Source organism: Streptomyces sp. NPDC060209 (assembly GCF_042728155.1).
GTDB lineage: Bacteria > Actinomycetota > Actinomycetes > Streptomycetales > Streptomycetaceae > Streptomyces.
Genome location: NZ_JBHWZS010000049.1, coordinates 21,385 through 38,059 on the forward strand (window position 1 = coordinate 21,385; position 16,675 = coordinate 38,059).

Here is a 16,675-nt window from a genome sequence, read left to right on the forward strand (position 1 = left end):
CAGGCTTTCGTCGGCGGTCAGATCGACCTCTAGGGTCTCACGGACCGCCGACAGCCCTTACTACGTCTGCTCGGGGATCTTGTAGTCCTGTCCGAGAGCGACGGACACGTCGGCGTTCGCGGCAGGTTCGCCCTTCTTCACCGAGCTCTCCGGCAGCCCCAGGGTCTTGGCGACCTCGACGGCTTTCGCCTTGTCCTCCGCGGCCCCGTAGACCACCTCGGACGACGTCGCGGCGTCCGCCTTGCCGCTGTCGACGAAGGCGTAGCCGCCGTTGACGAGCTGGACCCTGGCGTACTCCGTACCCTTCGTGTTCCCCGTGGCGTTCTTGATGCCCACGCGTACTGCCGCGCCCTGGTCAGGGGCCTTCACCTTGCCGCCCAGGACGTCCTTGACGACGCTCGCGGTGGCCTTCTCGGTGAGGGTTCCGTCGCTCTGGACCGGGAGCAGCTCCGTCTTGTAGTCGCCCACCTTGGCGTGCCCGGCGAGCTTCGCCAGGGAGGCACCGAGGTCCTGCTCCGGCAGCGAGGGGTCGAGGATCTGCGCGAGGGTCTCGATGGTGACGGTCGCGGCCTTGGGGTCCTCCGACAGCTTGCGCAGCACGCTCCGCATGACCTGGCCGAAGCGCATCAGCTGCTTGGCCTCCGGCTCGCCCGCGCCCTGGTAGGTGGCGTACGCGACGGCCATCGGGCCGCTCAGCGTCTGCCCCTCCCCCTTGTTCACGAGCGGCGAGGCGCCCTTCTTGGAGTCGGGGACAGCCGTGTCGGTGTCGACCTCGATGTTGCCCACGAGCTCTACGAGGTTCTCGAGGTACGGGGTGTCGAGTCGCCAGGTGCCGCTGATGCTGGTTCCGAGCAGGGTGTCGATCGCCTCACGGGTGCCGGTGGACCCGTCTTCGTCGACGGACTTGCCGAGCGTGGTGGTGGATCCGTCCTCCGCGGCCACGCCCAGCGAGTTGGGGAGCAGGACGGTGGTGCCCTGCTCGGTGGTGACGTTGTCGACGAGCAGCGCCGTCGAGGTGCCGCCCTTTTTTGTGTTGTGCAGATGGACGACGATCACGTCCCGCTTCTGCGGGCCCGTCGCCGTGGTGTTCTGCTCGTCCTTGCTCGAGACTCCGGGGATCTTTCCGGCGAACCAGAGGTAGCCCGCTCCGCCGACGACCACCAGGGCCACGACGACTATCAGCGCGACCATCCGGTTGTGCCCGCGTCGGCGTGCCTCTTCGCGCCGCTCGCTGCGGCTCTCGGTGAATTTCAGCCAGTCGATGACATCTTCGGAGTCCTCGTCGGGCTCCTCGATGAAGGAGAACTGCTCCGTGCCGCGGTCGCCGTCGGCCCTGCGCTGTCCGGGAACGGCGGCCTCGGCCGCCGGTTCGGGCTCGCGCCGCTGTCCCGGCACCGGCGGTGGCGGTGCCGCCGCCGGTGCGGCAGGGGCCGGGGCCGCGGCCCACTGCTGGGTGGAGTCGTCCACGGCGGGCTGCCGGCCCGTGTCGTAGCCGTACGCGCCGTAGTTGTCGTCGTACCCGTATCCCTGCTGGGGCTGCTGCGCCTGCTGGGGCTGCTGCGCCTGATGCTGGGTGTGCTGGCCGGCGTACGGGTCGTACTGCTGCTGCGCACCGGCGTACGGGTCGTAGCCGTAGCCCTGCTGCGACTGCCCGTCCTGCTGAGGCTGCTGCGGCTGCTGCGGCTGCTGCGGCTGCTGCTGGGCGTACGGGTCGTACTGCTGCTGCCCCTGCTGCTGATAGACCGGCTGCCCGTACTCGTCGTAGCCGATGATCTGCGGCTGCTGGTACGGGTCGTACGGGTTCTGTCGGTCGTTCACAGGTGCCCCTCTCCGTGGCTCATTCGCCGCGGTACAGCTGGCGCTTGTCGATGTAGCGGACGACACCGTCCGGCACCAGATACCAGACCGGCTCCCCCTGCGCGACCCTGGCACGGCAGTCTGTGGACGAGATCGCCAGTGCCGGCACCTCCACCAGCGAGACCCCGCCCTTGGGCAGGCCGTCGTCCGTCAGCAGGTGACCCGGCCGGGTCACACCGATGAAGTGGGAGAGCGAGAACAGCTCCTCGGCGTCCCGCCAGGTCAGGATCTGGGACAGGGCGTCGGCGCCGGTGATGAAGAAGAGGTCCGCGTCACCGTGGACCGTGCGCAGATCCCGCAGAGTATCGATCGTGTACGTCGGTCCGCCGCGGTCGATGTCGCTGCGGCTCACCGAGAACTGCGGGTTGGACGCCGTCGCGATGACGGTCATCAGATAGCGGTCCTCGGCCGGGGACACCTGCTTGTGGCTCTTCTGCCAAGGCTGCCCGGTCGGGACGAAGATGACCTCGTCCAGGTGGAAGTGGGCGGCCACTTCGCTGGCCGCCACCAGGTGTCCGTGATGGATCGGGTCAAAAGTCCCGCCCATCACGCCGAGTCGGCGCTTGCCGCGGCCGGTAGGCACTTCCTGCTCTCCCATGCGTGCAGACCCTACTGGTACAGCTGTTCGCCTCTGCCTCAGCGGTCTCGGTTGAAACGGGTGGTGATCCACAGCAGGAGCAGCAGCACGAAGAGCGCGCCGCCACCGGTGAGGTACGGGCTGAGGCTTTCGTGGTTACCACCCTGCTCGCCTTCGGAGGCGAGGGTGACCAGCTGGTGCGCGGTGCTCGAGAGGCTCATCTTCTGCAGGACCTATCCATCGGGAATCAGGAGGGAGACGTCGCGCACATCGTATGCGGGCGTCACGGGCACGCTCACGCCGACTCAGTCGTTGTTGTCGTCGTTGCCGTATCCGCGCAGCAGGAACCAGGCGAGCAGGGCAGCTCCGACGAGTGCGACGAGCAGCACGACGCGGAGCGTGTTACCCGGTCCCTGGTCCTCGGACACGGCGGCGAGCATGACGGCGGTATGCGGCATTCCGGGCGCTCCTCAAAGTTATCCACAGCCCCCCGCACACCGTAGCGCCAGCGCATACGCTGGCTTTTGTCAGGGGGACGAGCAACGTCTCGTACGAACAGGGGGCATCCATGACCGACAGCAGTCACGAGAGCGTGCCGAGCAGGCACCGCAAGCGATTCCCGGACATCTCCTCGCGGGCCTACGAGCACCCTGCGGACCGCTCGGCCCTGGTGGCCCTGCGCAAGCTGAGCGGCTTCGACACCGTGTTCAAGGCGCTGAGCGGCCTGCTTCCCGAGCGCAGCCTGCGGCTGCTCTTCCTGTCGGACTCCGTCCGGGTGAGCGACGCCCAGTTCGCGCATCTCAACGACATGCTGCGGGACGCCTGTTACATCCTGGACCTCAAGAAGGTCCCGCCGATGTACGTGACCCAGAACCCGCAGCCGAACGCCATGTGTATCGGCCTCGACGAGCCGATCATCGTGGTGACGACGGGGCTGGTGGAGCTGCTCGACGAGGAGGAGATGCGGGCCGTCGTCGGCCACGAGGTGGGCCATGCCCTCTCCGGTCACGCGGTGTACCGCACGATATTGCTCTTCCTCACCAATCTCGCGCTCAAGGTGGCGTGGATCCCGCTCGGCAATATCGCGATCATGGCCATCGTGACCGCGTTGCGCGAGTGGTTCCGCAAGTCGGAGCTGTCCGCCGACCGGGCCGGGCTGCTGGTGGGGCAGGATCTGCGTGCCTCGATGCGAGGGCTGATGAAGATCGCCGGCGGCAATCATCTTCACGAGATGAATGTGGACGCCTTCCTCGCCCAGGCCGACGAGTACGAGAAGAGCGGCGACCTCCGCGACTCCGTGCTCAAGATCCTCAATGTTCTGCCCCGGACGCATCCGTTCACCACGGTCCGGGCTGCCGAGCTGAAGAAGTGGTCGGAGAGCCGGGACTTCCAGCGCATCATGGACGGCCACTACCCCAAGCGCGACGAGGACAAGGACACGTCGGTCACGGACTCCTTCCGCGAATCCGCGGCGCACTACGCCGACACGGTGCGCACCAGCAAGGACCCGCTGATGAAGCTCGTCGGTGACATCGCGGGCGGCGCGGGCGACCTGGGAGGCAAGCTCCGGGACAAGTTCACCGGCGCGGGCGGCGGAAGCGCTGCCGGCGGCGGCGCGGGCAAGGGTGACAAGGGCGGCTCGACGGGCTCGGGCACTACGGACGGCTCCGAAGGGACCTGGAGGCGTCCGGACCCGGAGGAGGGCCCTGAGTCGGGGACGTGATGGCCAGCGTGCCGCAGAGCGCCGCCGCCGGCACGCCCGTGGCGTACGGGTCGGTGCCTGTGGGGCCCCGGGTGTCCGCACGCTCGCCCGCGAGCAGCGGGCGCAGGGTTCCCGTGGTCACGGCCGAGCACGACTGCGGACCGGCCTGGACATAGGCGCTGCGGACTTCGAGCCGGTGCAGCCGGATGTCTTCCCGGTCGAGCAGGAAGTGCAGGACGCGACGCACGGTGAACAACGAGGCTCCGTCGGCCCGGTGGGGGCCGGCCACGGCGGGCCTCAGCGCGTACGTGAAGGTGTGGTCGGACACCACCTCCAGGGTGTCCGCCCCCGCCTCCGCGTAGGAGAGGGTGCCGTGGACCCGGATGTCGGGGTCGGCCAGTTCCACGTCGGCCGGGTCGAAGCGCACCAGCCAGCCGGTCGCGCTGTGCTCACCGTCGTCAGCCGGTGAGTCCATACTCCGGTCGAACTGCGCGGTCTGATCCGGGTCGAGCAGCCGCCCGACCGGCCGGACCACCCCGCCGGTGAGTACGTCGGGGTCGAGGGACGAGCCCACCAGGTAGTCCTTGACAGTGGTCAGGGCGATGGTCACCTGGCTGTCCGAGAAGTTCTTCGTCCGCCGGACCGACGGGAGGTTGATGCCCGAGGCTCCCGTGCGGTACGCCGCGGCCGAGCCGTCGTCGAGGAGCGACTCGGCGGTCCCTCCGGGTACGGGCCCCTTGGGGGCGAGTGGGATCACCGTGGTCTGGAGCGGTTCGGCGCGTCTGCCGACGGGCGTCGGATAGGGGTTGCGGAAGCCGATGTAGACGGCGGTCGCGAACGCCAGCGCGATCAGTACGACGAGAGCGATACCGGCCCTCGACCGGTGCCTGCGGGTGCCACGGCCGGGGAGGGAGCGCACGGCGCGTGCGTGCTGACCCATGCGTTCCTGGGCAGAGAATTCCTGCAGCCGGGCAGCACGGACGAACGATTCGTCGAAGACGAGTGAGCGGTACTCGTCCTCCCCGCCCGAGGGGTTCTCGGGCGGACCTTCCGGCGGTTCTCCGCGGCCTGTCATGACTTCTCCCGATCTCCGCGCCACCGGCGGGGGCTGGCGCTGGGATCCGCCTCAGCCGCTTGGCATCGGGCGGACCTGTCCGTCACGGGTTCGACACATGGACAAGTGGCTGGCCCTCTCCCCGGGGACGGGGACGGGAGGAGGGGTCACAAGGTCATACCTTCAGATTGGGTCGATCCTCATCAAGGTAAACGCCCCGCAGGTGGGAGCGCAGGTGGAGCGCGGCCGGGAGGGCGGCCGCGGGACTCTCGGCCCCGCCTCCGGGCTCAGCCCCGTTCGGCCGGCCTGCAGCCCGACGGCCGTCGGGCCACCGGGCCCCGGCTCACCCCGCGGCGGTTCAAGGCGTGCGGGGAACCGCGGAAACCGCGGGGCGGGAGTAGTCCGCCGAGGCTGAAGGGACCGCACCCGGCTTGTCGACGCCGCTGGTCACCGGTGGCGGCGCCTGCTCCTGCCGGTTGCCCGCGGCCCCGCGGTACACGGCGCTGAAGGCGAGCGCCACCATCCCGATTCCCATCAGCAAGGCGAGCAGCCAGGCGACCGGCCGGTGCCAGCGAGCCGATCCCCGGTAGGGGCGCAAGGAGCCGCCATGACGCCCGTAGGGGCCGCTGTCGTCGTCGTAGGCGGCATCGGGGTCATCAGGGTCGTGGGAGTCGCCGAAGGCCCTCTCGCGGCCGTACACGCCATCCGGGCCGTAGTCATCGTAGAGGTCGTCGTCCAGGGCGCCGCCACCCGAACGCGCCCTGCTCGCCTCGGCCTCGGCGCGGGCCTGCGCGGCGGCCAGCAGACGCTCGACCGCGGTGGGTTCGTGGATCTCGGCGGACCTGACGAAGTCCTCGTCGAACACCACGGAGGCGAAGTCCTCGTCCGCGCCCCCGCGGTCGTCGTCGGGCTCCCAGCCGTCCGGGAACGGCCTGCCCCCCACGTCGTCCGGCACAGCTTCAGCGTAGCCCCGGCGGGGCGTTTTGGGCAGAGAGCCCGCAAACTCGCCCACCCCGCCGGGAGCACCGCCGGCGGATGCCCTCTAACGGATGTGGCCGTCGCCGGTGACGATGTACTTGGTCGACGTCAGCTCCGGCAGCCCCATCGGTCCACGGGCGTGCAGCTTCTGCGTGGAGATGCCGATCTCGGCGCCGAATCCGAACTGGCCGCCGTCCGTGAAGCGCGTGGACGCGTTCACGGCGACCGTCGTGGAATCCACCAACTGGGTGAACCGACGGGCAGCGGCCTGCGACGTGGTGACGATCGCCTCGGTATGACCGGAGGACCAGAGCCGGATGTGCGCCACGGCGGACTCCAGGGACTCCACGACCGCGGCCGCGATGTCGTACGAGAGGTATTCGGTCTCCCAGTCCTCCGGCGTCGCCGCCACCACGGTGGCCTTGGACCCCTCGGCGTACCCGAGCACCCGCTCGTCGCCGTGCACGGTCACCCCGGCCTCGGCCAGCGCGTCCAGGGCCAGGGGCAGGAAGTCCGCGGCGATGTCCTTGTGGACCAGGAGGGTCTCGGCGGCGTTGCACACGCTCGGGCGCTGTGCCTTGGAATTGACCAGGATCTCGACGGCCATGCCGAGATCGGTCTGCGCGTCGACGTACACATGGCAGTTGCCGGTGCCGGTCTCGATGACGGGGACCGTCGACTCCTCCACGACCGTGCGGATCAGGGAGGCGCCGCCGCGCGGGATCAGTACGTCGACGAGGCCTCGGGCCCTCATCAGTTCGCGCACCGAATCGCGGTTCTCGCCCGGGACGAGCTGCACCGCGTCCGCCGGGAGACCGGACCCGCCCACCGCGTCACGGAGCACCCGCACGAGTGCGAGGTTCGAGGCGTACGCCGAGGACGATCCGCGCAGCAGCACCGCGTTGCCCGACTTCAGGCAGAGCGCGGCGGCGTCGACCGTCACGTTGGGCCGGGCCTCGTAGATGATGCCGACCACCCCGAGCGGCACCCGCACCTGACGCAGATCGATGCCGTTGGGGAGGGTGGAGCCCCGGACCACTTCGCCCACCGGGTCGGGCAACGCCGCCACGTCACGCGCGTCCGCTGCGATCGCGCGGATCCGCTCCGGGGTGAGCGTGAGCCGGTCGACGATCGACTCGCTCGTCCCGGCCTCCCTGGCCTTCGCGATGTCCTCGGCGTTGGCCTCGACGATCTCGCTGGTGCGCACCTCGAGCGCGTCCGCGATCGCCAGCAGGGCGTCGTCCTTCGCCGCGCGCGGGAGTGGCGCGATGTCGTCGGCGGCGGCGCGTGCCCGGTAGGCGGCCTGGGCGACCGGGGACATGTTGTCGTACGGCGAAAGCGTGGTCATGCCCGCAGGGTAGTGCGCACACTGCGGGCATCCGTCACGTATCCCGTGATGCGAGACAGCCGTATCGGTTCCTGTGCACCCGGTCCGGTCAGCACGGGCGCACCGGTCGGAGCCGCCCGGTCAGTACGGGTGCACCCCGACGGGGGCGGCCGGTGGCGGGCCGTAGCCCTCGGCGATACGCAGGTGGTACGTCTCCCGGTCGATGACCTCCAGGCCGACGATCTCCCAGGGCGGGAGCTTCGCGCTGGAGCGGTGTTCGCCCCACAGCCGCAGAGCGACCGCCGCGGCGTCGTGAAGGTCCCTGGCCTCTTCCCAGTAGCGGATCTCCGCGTGGTCGTTGGCATACCGGCTGGTGAGCAGGAAGGGGTGATCATGCGCCAACTGCTCCAGACCGCGTCTGACCTCCTTCAGCGGCGTCTCGCTGCCGGAAATACTGAGGGTGATGTGCCACAGCTTGGAGCGGGTCAGTTCCTCGTCCCTCACCACCGGTTCCTGTTCGAGGGTCTGGTCGGTGGGCGTGCCGACGAAGTCGGCTCCCGCCCCGACACTGGTCAGGGCGCGGCTGCCCGTTCCGCGGGGCAGTGCCCCCGGGCGCGCTCGTCTCACCGGCGGCCTCCTGTGAATGCGTAGCTGTGCTGACCCCTTTTGTGTCCCCGTGACAAAGTTGACCAGCCCGGGGCCGGGCGTGGGGCGGTTTTCGTCAAGGTCTCCGCCCGAAGGCTGGACTTTCAGCCGTTTCAGGGGGCCGGGCGGGGCGTGAGGACGACGAGATCGTCCCTGTGTACGACTTCCCGCTCGTAGGCGGGGCCCAGTTCACGCGCGAGGTCGCGGGTGGAACGGCCGAGCAGCTGGGGGATCTCCTTGGCGTCGAAGTTGACGAGCCCACGGGCGACGGCGCGGCCGGCGGGGTCCCGCAGCTCGACCGGGTCCCCCGCGGAGAACTCGCCCTCGACCGCGGAGATCCCGGCGGGCAGCAAGGAGGTGCGGCGCTCCACGACCGCGCGCACGGCTCCGTCGTCGAGGGTGAGGGCGCCCTGCGGGGTCGAGGCATGGGCCAGCCAGAGCAGCCGGTCGGCCGAGCGGCGCCCGGTGCGGTGGAAGTACGTGCCGGTGTCGCGCCCCGCGAGGGCGTCGGCGACGTGGCTCGCCGAGGTGAGGACGACCGGGATACCCGCGGCGGTGGCGATCCGGGCCGCCTCGACCTTGGTGACCATGCCTCCGGTGCCCACACCCGCCTTCCCCGCGCTGCCGATGGTGACGCCTTCCAGGTCGGCGGGTCCGCCCACCTCCGCGATGCGGGAGGTGCCAGGTGTGCTCGGGTCCCCGTCGTAGAGGCCGTCGACGTCGGAGAGGAGTACGAGGAGGTCAGCATGGACGAGATGGGCGACGAGTGCGGCGAGCCGGTCGTTGTCCCCGAACCGGATCTCGTCCGTGGCCACCGTGTCGTTCTCGTTGACGACCGGGAACGCGCCCATCTCCAGGAGCTGGTCGAGCGTGCTGTAGGCGTTGCGGTAGTGGGCGCGCCGGCTGGTGTCGTCCGAGGTCAGGAGCACCTGTCCGACCCGTATGCCGTAGCGGGCGAAGGACGCGGTGTAGCGGGCGACGAGCAGTCCCTGGCCGACACTGGCGGCCGCCTGCTGCCGGGCCAGGTCCTTGGGTCTGCGGACCAGCCCGAGGGGGGCGAGACCGGCCGCGATGGCGCCGCTGGAGACGAGGACGATCTCACGCTCCCCGCCGCTCCTGACCTTGGCGAGTGAGTCGACGAGCGCGTCCACCCGGTCGGCGTCAAGCCCTCCTGCCGCGGTGGTGAGCGAGGAGGACCCGACCTTGACGACAATCCTGCGGGCGTCGGTCACCCCCGGCCGCCGCCCCACGCCGCCCCCTGAGGGTGTGCGGAGCGCGCCTTCGGGTTCCCCTGCCGCGCCTTCGGATTCCCTTGCCCCTGACACGTACGCCCGTCCCCATCACGTCGTCCTGCTCGGTTCTCCTCAATCTACGCGAGGGGCTGGGTCGGCACCGCGCTGTCTCAGCTGCTGTCACCGCGCAGACGCCCCTACGCAGAATGACCACTCCGAGTCACCTTCCGACATACCCCCGAATGGAGTCATTTACGTAATCTCCACCGGCCATTCATCGGGCTACCCTCTATTACGTGACAGATGAACCGGCCCGCCAGAGGCGCATTCTCCTCAGATCGGGCAAAAGCCCCTTCGATGTAGCTTCGCTCGAACAGTCCCTCGCCAGAGATGTCTTCGCGACCAACGCGGGCAACTTGATCTTCAGCGACGCGGCCCACAAGATCCTTACGACTCCGCGGGCAGAGGTCTTCTCGAACGGCATCCGCACGGATCCGTCGGCGGCCGCTCGCATCAACGAGGAGTTCGACGTATTCGTCGTGCCCCTGGCGAACGCCTTCCGTCCGACCTTCGAGCGGCCCTTGAAGCGGATGACACAGCTGATCAAGAAGCTGCGCATCCCCGTCGTCGTCCTGGGGGTCGGCGCGCAGGCCGACCTCAAGTACGACGCGGCCCGGCTGAAGCCGATGGAGCCGACGGTCAGGGAATTCGTCACAGAGGTGCTCAACCGCAGCGCGTCCATCGGTGTGCGTGGCGAGTTCACCGAGCAGTACCTCAAGAACATGGGATTCCGGGACGTCGAGGTCATCGGCTGCCCTTCGATGTTCATGCACGGCGAGACGTTCACGCTCGAGAAGAAGACCGAGTCGCTCACCACGGACTCCCTGATCTCGGTGAACGGCTCGCACAGCGCCGTACGTTCGCACGGCCTCGACGCCATCATCCGGCAGGCCCACGAGCGCTATCCGAACCTGCGGTTCATCGGGCAGAACCTCCTCGAGGCCCAGCTGCTCCACTGGCGGGAGACCTCGAACCCGATCGGCGCCCAGACCTCGATGCCGACCCATCCGTCCCACCCGATGTACCGCGAGGGCAAGGTCCGGCTCTATGTCGACCCGCCCACCTGGATCAATGAACTTCGCGCGTTCGACTTCTCGTTCGGCTCACGCATCCACGGGAACATCGCGGCGCTGCTGGCCGGCGTGCCGAGCACTGTGCTCTGCAGCGACTCGCGGACCCTGGAGCTCTGCCGCTACTTCGGCATTCCGCACCGCAAGATCTCCGAGACGCCCAGGAACATCGACCCCGCCGAGCTGTACGAGGCGGCGGACTTCGGCGAGCTGGTGAACGGCCACAAGGAACGCTTCCTCCGCTTCACCGGCTTCATGGAGAAGAACGGCCTGGAGAACACCTTCCACCACGGCGACAGCGGCAAGGCGTTCGACGCGCAGGTGTCCAAGCTCGCGCTTCCTCCCGCCGTCCGTCCGTGGACCGACACCGACCCCGATTCGCTGAGCAGCCGTTTCGGCTGGATGCAGAGCCGGATGGAGGAGCTGGCCACGCAGAACGCCGAGTTGCGCAGCCAGCTCGAGAAGAAGACCGGCCCGGTCAGCATCAAGGTGCAGGCGGGCGAGGGGGCGGCGGCGTGGCCGTCCGCCTACCGGCGCGCCCGACGAGTGGTGGGGCGTCCCGTCCGGAGGCTGCTGCGCCCCGAACAGTAGGGATCATGTCCGCTGCCGCCCCACGTCCGTCTCAGACCTTGTGGGCGCGGCGCGGCATGTGCAGCCCGGCGGACCGGGCCGTCCTGCGCGCCTTGCCCGCAAGCCGCCGCAGGAAGGCGGCAGGGGACTGACGCCCCGGCACATCGATCCGCTTGCGTCCGATCCATTCGGGCACGGTCAGCTCGAACGCCGACAGGGGCAGCTCCGCGCCCTCGCCGAAGTGGGGGTAGACCAGGTACAGCCGGCCTCGAAGGCCCTTGCGGACCGGCCGGGGCTTCTTCTTGTCGTTCATGAACTGCAGGATGTCCAGGAGCAGGTCGAGCCTTCCCTTCGAGACGCAGATCAGCCGGAGCCGCTCGTTGACCTTCAGGCGACGGGCCAGACCCGGCGACCAGAAGCTCTCCAGCAGCGGCGCCGCCAGCTCCATCTTCTCCCTCCGCACCTCGTCGGACTGGCGCAGCAGAGCCGGTCCGAACTGCGGGAGCAAGGTGATGACGAACGGGCGGACCATCAGGATGTCCCGCTTCGGCCCCGGCGGCACATGCGCGGCGATCAGGGACATCAGCGCCCGTGCCGAATCGAAGCGCAGCACGTAGCTGCCGCTCTTCGTCACGTGTTTGCCGTCGTCCCGGCCCACCAGGTAGTAGCAGGTGTAGTCGGCCACGACCGAGACGCCGTTGCCCCGCAGGTACGCCTCCATGGTGAAGAGTGCGTCCTCACCCGTCTTGAGGCCTTCGTCGAAGGTCATGCCGAGCCGCACGAGAAGGTCCCGTCGGAACAGCTTCTGGGCACTCAGGGTGAACTTGATGTTGGAGGAGTAGAGATCGGCCCGCTCGACCGTCTGCTTCCACATCGACTTCGCCGCACCGCGGTTGACGCCGACGACCTTTCCGAGGACCACGTCGGTGCCGGCCCGGTCGCCCATGGCGACCATCCGCTCCAGTGCTTCCTCGCCGAAGTAGTCGTCCGCGTCGAGGAAGAAGACGTACCTGCCGCGGGCGAGGCCGATACCGCGGTTGCGCGGGCCGCTGGGACCGCCGGAGTTCTCCTGGCGGACGACACGCATGTCGATGGCGGTCCGGGCCGCGAACTCCTCCAGGTACTCCCCCGTGCCGTCGGTCGACCCGTCGTCGATGGCCACGATCTCCATACGCCCGGCCGGAAGCGTCTGCGCTTCGACGGACTCCAGGCAACGGATCAGGTAGGGCATCGCTTGATAGGCGCCGATGATGACGGTCACATCCGGTGCGCTGCTACTCATCTCTCCCCGGTTCACACACATATACGTATCAATCAGGAGAGACGATGGAACGACGACACATGGCGTGCTCCGCGCACGGACACGCAGAACGGCCCGTACGTTCCCCTCCCGTAGGAGGAGACGGACGGGCCGTTGCGTAGGTTGCGTCGCGAACCGGACTACTTTCGAACAACTGAGTGACAGCTGGATTACACCTGGCGGTCAGCTCCGCATCCGGGCACCGGCGTCACTTCCCGCTGTCGCCCGGACACCCGGGGTCAGCGGATCGCCGAGGGACCCGCACCGATTCCCGCGTCGGCGTCCGGGGACGGCACATCGGGATCGACCGCGGCTTCGGCCTCGGCGACGATCTCCGCCGCCCCGTCCCCGGCGCCGCTGGACGCCGCCTCGGGGTCGGGCAGCGGGGCGGGAACCTGCTCGCCCACGCGCTGTGCGACGCCCGCGTTGCGGGCCTCGGCCTTGGCCGCGAGCACCTGGACGGCCGCGTTGAACTGCTCCATGGAGGTCGGCTCGTCCGGGCCCAGCAGGTAGGTCTTCAGCTCGTGGCGGGCCTCGGCCAGCGGGTCCGCCGCCGGGTCGGCGACCGCGCGCAGCAGCACGTCGATCTCGTCCGCACCGTTGGAGAGGATGACGGCTGCCCGTACAGCGGTGTTCTGGCGCTTGAACTCGTCCACGCCGAGCTCCGCCGAGTCCGTGACCGCGTACGGCTTGCCGCTCGCGATGAAGTCGGACACCACGCTGGAGATGTCCGAAACCATGGCGTCGGACTGGTTGAAGCAGTCGTACAGCTTCGGCTGCGCGCCGGTGACCGTCTTGTGCTCCCACCAGCCGAAGGAGCGCCAGTAGGCGTCGTTCCACTCGGCCCGCAGGGTGGCGATCTCCACCTGGCGGGCCGGATCGGCGAGCGCGACCCGCGACTCCTCGGACTCGTCGCCCCCGGCCCGGCCGGGCTTCGCCAGCTCCGCCAGGCGGGCCCCGACGCGAACCAGTTCCGACTTGGCGGCGCTCTGCCCGGCAGCGGCCGCCGAGGCCTCCTTCGCCCAGCGCGGGTCGGCGGCGCGTTCCTGCGTGGACTTGGCGATCAGGGCCTTGATCCGGGCGTTGACCTCCCTGGCCTTGGCGCTGCGGATACCGGTGAAGGGGTGCGGCTTGTAGATGACCCGGACCGGGCTGTCCGCCTTCAGCAGCCTGCGGACGATGTTCTCACCGGCCAGCAGCAGCGAGGTGTTGCCGGGGTTGTCGTCCCAGCCCTCCCAGGTGGGGGCGTACAGCACCGTCGGGATGGGGTTCTTCGTCGTGCCGGTCCAGCTCTCGATGGGCGCCAGCTGCGGCCGCCCGACCTCGACGATGTCCTCGTCGCGGATTCCGACATCGGCCAGGGCGTAGCGGTCGCGGCCCGCACGGCCGGCCGTCCACACCTCGTCGTACACCTTGGAGTACGGGTTGACGCTGGCCAGCTTGTCGCTGTCGCCGTGGCCGATGAACACGTGCTTCATGGTCGGGACGCGCAGCATGTGGATGTTCTTGCCGACATTGGCCGGATACAGGCACACACGGACCGTGGAGAGGTTCATGTTCATCAGGTGGGTGCCGGCAGGCACGCAGACCACGGGCACGGAGGTGTCCGAGAGCTGCGAGACCAGGTTGCGCTCGCGCATGACGATCAGCGGGCGGCCCTCGACGGCGGCCATGGTGTCGAGCCACATGTTGCCCTGGTAGGCAGACTCGCTGGAGCCGGAGAAGTAGAGCACGACGGTCGGCTGGTACTCGCCCAGCCAGGTGTCCAGGGCCTTCAGCACGACAGGGGCCGACGGCGCCCGTCGGCTCCGGCGCAGATACGGGATGAGCAGGGCGTTGTAGCCGACGGCCAGCAGCAGCGTCACCCCGGCCCCGATGTACCCGAGGAAATCCTCGCCCGTGCCCGCGGCGACCAGGACGCCCGCCACCGCGGGGAGGTCCAGGTGGAGCATCTTCTCGCTGGAGCGGTGCAGCAGCACGCGCGGCGGGGCGTCAGGGATGCGGACGGCGTGCAGGTCCACGTTCCGGGTGACGATCGGCAGGCTGCGGCGCAGCCGGATCAACGTCGTCAGCGCGCCGTGCGGGGCCTGCAGACCGTAGAAGAGGAGGAAGCACGCGACTGCCGCGTAGAAGAGCGGTTCCTCGGCGAGGTCCAGCCGGGCCAGCAACAGGATGATCATCAGCTGGCGCAGCAGGAAGCGGATGGGCAGTCCCGCCCGCACCTTGCCGAGCCGGTTGATCAGATAACTGCCGCGCTGGTGCAGATACCAGTCCGCGATGTACGTGACAGCCGTGGCCGCCGCGAAGAACCAGATATCGGGGAGAAGAGCGGCGACCATGACGCAGGGGTATCCCAACGTCATCAGTATTGCTGCCAACAGTTCTGCCCGACTGCCCACACGGGCCAGGCGAATGGCTGTCGAAATCACGAAGAACCTGCTCCAGGGGGTGCCGGTTGTTTCACGTATAGAGGGAAATGTGAAGATTCGGCTTCACGCACTCGGGCCTCTGGGTTCACCTTTCGGTGAACCCAGAGGCCCGTAAAAGTACATTTGTCAAGAATTATTACACATCTTCCTGACGGTCCAGAACCGAGGCCAGTGCCTGCTCGAAGCCAGAGGCTTCGGTGACATCGCGGGTCGGGTCCTGCTGCCGTACGTCGATGACGTGACCCGTCATCGCGGACAGGAGGACGTCCAGCGAGGTGCGCGCCACGGCCTCGGAGGAGAGCAGCGAGCCGTCCGGCTCCTGGCCGAACGCCTTGGTCCGCATGGGGGTGGCGGTGCGCTCCGGGTTCACGCAGTTGACCCTGATGCCCTCGCCCGCCCACTCGTCGGCCAGCGCCTGCGTGAGGTTCACCATCGCGGCCTTGGTGGAGGAGTAGAGGCTGTACTCGGCACGGCCCCGGGTGTAGCTGCTGGAGGTGTACAGCAGCAGCTGCCCCTGGGTCTCCGCCAGGTACTTGTACGAGGCACGGGCGATCTGGACGGGCGCCAGGTAGTTGACGTTCAGCGCTTCCTGGATCGTCGTGTTGTCCGTCTCCGCCAGCTTGCCGATGCGCAGCACGCCCGCGGTGTTGATCACGTAGTCGACGCGTCCGGTCTCGGCGTACGCCTTGGACAGCGCGTCGTCGATGTGCTCCGGGTTCTCGACGTGAGTACCCGTGGTGGAACGGCCCAGCGCGTACACGCTGGCGCCGTACTGCTCGGCCAGCGTGGCGATGTCGGCGCCGATGCCGTACGAACCGCCGAAGACGACCAGCGTCTTGCCCGACAGCAGATCGCGGTAGGCGGCCTCGTCGGCCTGGCGCGGTGCCGCGGTGGAGGCCAGCTGGAAGAGCTTGTCGGTGATGAAGACGTCGACCGGCTGGGTCACCTTCATGTTGTACTCGTCGCCCGCGACCACGTAGATCGGCACGTCGGGGAGGTACCGAAGGACGACCGAGCAGTCGTCGGTGGCCTGGAAGTTCGGGTCGCCGGCCGCGACCTCGTACGCCTTGCGGATCGTGGACAGCTTGAACGCCTGCGGGGTCTGGCCGCGGCGCAGCCGGGACCGGTCCGGGACGTCGGTGATGAATTCGCCGTCCTCGCCGTGGGTCCGGGTCACGATGATCGTGTCGGCGGAGGGGATGGCGACGTCGACCGCCTGGTAGCGGTCGAGGGCGTCGACACAGTCCTTGATGACACGCTGTGACAGAAGCGGACGGACCGCGTCATGGAAGAGGACGTTGCGGTCCTCACCCTCCGCGAGCCCTTCGCCGAGGGCCGCGATGGCACGCTCGGTGGTCTCGTTCCGGGTGTTGCCACCCTCGATGATCTTGATGACCTTGGTCAGCCCGGCCTTGGAGACGATCTTCTCGACGTCGGGCACGAAGCCCGGCGCCATCAGCACGATGACATCGTCGATGCCCTCGGCGTTCTGGAAGATGCTCAGCGTGTGCTCGATGACTGCCTTACCGGCGATCTTCAGCAGCTGCTTGGGGATCGACAGTCCCACACGCTGACCGGTCCCACCGGCGAGCACGACCGCTGTGGTCCGGGGCTTGGCTTCATGCGGCACAGACACAGACGACCTACCTTGCGATGACAGGGGGGAACAGTGTGATGGTCGCACTCTCCGTGACCGTCTCGCAAGGCGGACGTTTACCGGCGCTCGCCCCTGGGAAACCCGCCGTTCACCGCCTGGCCAGGCAGGTTTGGCCCTTCGAGGCCCGTACCCGGAGTGACAGACTCCACAGACGTGTTACGCAATCCGCACATCACCGGTCGCCGTACCGCCCCTACCTGGCAGTTCTCTGTGAAAC

General features: G+C 68.7%; 14 protein-coding genes. 2 read left to right on the top strand and 12 right to left on the bottom strand.

Going from position 1 to position 16,675, the window contains the following annotated elements:
* Positions 1 to 60 precede the first annotated feature (60 nt).
* The 4 genes from ACFWFI_RS12705 to ACFWFI_RS12720 form a co-directional block, all read right to left on the bottom strand.
* On the bottom strand, positions 61 to 1,818 hold the full coding sequence (locus ACFWFI_RS12705) for an LCP family protein (RefSeq protein ID WP_387388447.1): 1,758 nt from the start codon (positions 1,816 to 1,818) through the stop codon (positions 61 to 63).
* 19 nt (positions 1,819 to 1,837) lie between these two features.
* The gene (gene nadD / locus ACFWFI_RS12710; RefSeq protein WP_203186197.1) at positions 1,838 to 2,455 is read right to left on the bottom strand and encodes a nicotinate-nucleotide adenylyltransferase; all 618 of its coding nucleotides are present in this window, start codon (positions 2,453 to 2,455) and stop codon (positions 1,838 to 1,840) included.
* A gap of 38 nt (positions 2,456 to 2,493) precedes the next feature.
* Entirely contained in the window at positions 2,494 to 2,655 is a 162-nt protein-coding gene (locus ACFWFI_RS12715; protein WP_164493695.1) for a hypothetical protein, read from the bottom strand.
* 84 nt (positions 2,656 to 2,739) lie between these two features.
* On the bottom strand, positions 2,740 to 2,892 hold the full coding sequence (locus ACFWFI_RS12720; protein WP_358978571.1) for a hypothetical protein: 153 nt from the start codon (positions 2,890 to 2,892) through the stop codon (positions 2,740 to 2,742).
* A gap of 110 nt (positions 2,893 to 3,002) precedes the next feature.
* Here ACFWFI_RS12720 and ACFWFI_RS12725 point away from each other — a divergent pair, with 110 nt between their 5' ends.
* Entirely contained in the window at positions 3,003 to 4,157 is a 1,155-nt protein-coding gene (locus ACFWFI_RS12725) for a M48 family metallopeptidase (protein WP_387388451.1), read from the top strand.
* Here ACFWFI_RS12725 and ACFWFI_RS12730 read toward each other — a convergent pair.
* The 5 genes from ACFWFI_RS12730 to proB form a co-directional block, all read right to left on the bottom strand.
* The gene (locus ACFWFI_RS12730) at positions 4,090 to 5,211 is read right to left on the bottom strand and encodes an SCO2583 family membrane protein (RefSeq protein ID WP_387388454.1); all 1,122 of its coding nucleotides are present in this window, start codon (positions 5,209 to 5,211) and stop codon (positions 4,090 to 4,092) included. The genes ACFWFI_RS12725 and ACFWFI_RS12730 overlap by 68 nt on opposite strands.
* Before the next feature lie 337 nt (positions 5,212 to 5,548).
* Positions 5,549 to 6,145: an SCO2584 family spore wall biosynthesis protein gene (locus tag ACFWFI_RS12735; protein WP_387388456.1), complete on the bottom strand. Its 597-nt coding sequence runs from the start codon at positions 6,143 to 6,145 to the stop codon at positions 5,549 to 5,551.
* A gap of 87 nt (positions 6,146 to 6,232) precedes the next feature.
* A complete protein-coding gene (locus ACFWFI_RS12740; RefSeq protein ID WP_387388459.1) occupies positions 6,233 to 7,516 on the bottom strand; it encodes a glutamate-5-semialdehyde dehydrogenase in 1,284 nt (427 codons plus the stop codon).
* Positions 7,517 to 7,636: 120 nt separating this feature from the next.
* Positions 7,637 to 8,122, bottom strand: coding sequence for a hypothetical protein (locus ACFWFI_RS12745; RefSeq protein ID WP_387388460.1), 486 nt, complete (start codon positions 8,120 to 8,122; stop codon positions 7,637 to 7,639).
* 131 nt (positions 8,123 to 8,253) lie between these two features.
* Positions 8,254 to 9,372: a glutamate 5-kinase gene (gene proB / locus ACFWFI_RS12750; protein ID WP_387388461.1), complete on the bottom strand. Its 1,119-nt coding sequence runs from the start codon at positions 9,370 to 9,372 to the stop codon at positions 8,254 to 8,256.
* A 296-nt stretch (positions 9,373 to 9,668) separates the two neighbouring features.
* On the opposite strand from proB, the gene ACFWFI_RS12755 reads away from it, so the two are divergent.
* Positions 9,669 to 11,093, top strand: coding sequence for a polysaccharide pyruvyl transferase family protein (locus ACFWFI_RS12755; protein WP_387388462.1), 1,425 nt, complete (start codon positions 9,669 to 9,671; stop codon positions 11,091 to 11,093).
* A 31-nt stretch (positions 11,094 to 11,124) separates the two neighbouring features.
* Here the strand turns inward: ACFWFI_RS12755 and ACFWFI_RS12760 are convergent, their stop codons facing one another.
* From ACFWFI_RS12760 to ACFWFI_RS12770, 3 genes are all read right to left on the bottom strand, one after another.
* Positions 11,125 to 12,354 carry a glycosyltransferase family 2 protein gene (locus ACFWFI_RS12760; RefSeq protein WP_387388464.1) on the bottom strand — a complete coding sequence of 410 codons (1,230 nt, stop codon included), beginning with the start codon at positions 12,352 to 12,354 and terminating at the stop codon, positions 11,125 to 11,127.
* Between the two features lie 257 nt (positions 12,355 to 12,611).
* Positions 12,612 to 14,711, bottom strand: a complete 2,100-nt coding sequence (locus ACFWFI_RS12765) for a hypothetical protein (RefSeq protein WP_387388466.1) — start codon at positions 14,709 to 14,711, stop codon at positions 12,612 to 12,614.
* 226 nt (positions 14,712 to 14,937) lie between these two features.
* On the bottom strand, positions 14,938 to 16,437 hold the full coding sequence (locus ACFWFI_RS12770; RefSeq protein WP_387388469.1) for a D-ribitol-5-phosphate cytidylyltransferase: 1,500 nt from the start codon (positions 16,435 to 16,437) through the stop codon (positions 14,938 to 14,940).
* Between the last annotated feature and the right edge of the window lie 238 nt (positions 16,438 to 16,675).

Bases quoted from the DNA above. Each gene is read 5' to 3' on its own strand.
- ACFWFI_RS12730 (WP_387388454.1), bottom strand. From the start codon at position 5,211: ATGACAGGCCGCGGAGAACCGCCGGAAGGTCCGCCCGAGAACCCCTCG.
- ACFWFI_RS12740 (WP_387388459.1), bottom strand. From the start codon at position 7,516: ATGACCACGCTTTCGCCGTACGACAACATGTCCCCGGTCGCCCAGGCC.
- ACFWFI_RS12765 (WP_387388466.1), bottom strand. From the start codon at position 14,711: ATGGTCGCCGCTCTTCTCCCCGATATCTGGTTCTTCGCGGCGGCCACG.
- ACFWFI_RS12720 (WP_358978571.1), bottom strand. From the start codon at position 2,892: ATGCCGCATACCGCCGTCATGCTCGCCGCCGTGTCCGAGGACCAGGGA.
- nadD (WP_203186197.1), bottom strand. From the start codon at position 2,455: ATGGGAGAGCAGGAAGTGCCTACCGGCCGCGGCAAGCGCCGACTCGGC.
- ACFWFI_RS12760 (WP_387388464.1), bottom strand. From the start codon at position 12,354: ATGAGTAGCAGCGCACCGGATGTGACCGTCATCATCGGCGCCTATCAA.
- ACFWFI_RS12715 (WP_164493695.1), bottom strand. From the start codon at position 2,655: ATGAGCCTCTCGAGCACCGCGCACCAGCTGGTCACCCTCGCCTCCGAA.
- ACFWFI_RS12725 (WP_387388451.1), top strand. From the start codon at position 3,003: ATGACCGACAGCAGTCACGAGAGCGTGCCGAGCAGGCACCGCAAGCGA.